We start from the raw sequence: 510 nt of genomic DNA, 5'->3' as shown, positions 1-510 counted from the left end.
CTCCGGCTGATGGGAGTGGAACCAGCAGAGCCGCCGAGAAGCACGTTCCAGGATCGCTCCCGACGACCTCCATTAGGCCCATTAGATCTCCCGCAGAGGCCTATTGCAAAACCCGGAAACATGTTTAAGCTGACGATCCAGCCAATACGCCGACTTAGCAAAGGTATAACCGAATGTCTCTCAGACCAGGGGGAGGAAGTGGGGTTGGAGGCCCGCCCTCCCGGGCTGAGCCCTTACCGCCGTAGAAACCTTCCTTCGTTATTGCTGGAACTTCACGTGAGCGGCTTCACCGCGACGGGTCTGTGTGCCTTCAAAGAAAGTTGGGGCCGTTGGACAGGTAATTGCCACGTCCACATAGGTGTCAGGTTGACCGTCGATCTCGGAGACCAGCAGGTCGACGCGGAGTCCTGGGTGATACTGATAAGGGTCCAGGTCCATAAGCAACGGGTCGAGTGTTGTAGTGTAGCCAGCCTCATACAGGGCTGCGCGGATGGAATGATTTACCGCAGT

The 510-nt window shown here is 57.1% G+C and carries 1 protein-coding gene; it reads right to left on the bottom strand.

The window, feature by feature from the left end; all coding sequences use genetic code 11:
- Nucleotides 1–258: 258 nt before the first annotated feature.
- Nucleotides 259–510 (bottom strand): hypothetical protein (locus tag AAFU51_18980; GenBank protein MEO1573318.1); only part of this gene is annotated, 252 nt, incomplete at its 5' end.

Source organism: Bacteroidota bacterium, from assembly GCA_039821555.1.
Classification (GTDB): domain Bacteria; phylum Bacteroidota; class Rhodothermia; order Rhodothermales; family Rubricoccaceae; genus JBCBEX01.
The sequence above is the reverse complement of the archived record's forward strand: the minus strand, read 5'-3'. Positions and strand labels throughout refer to the sequence as shown.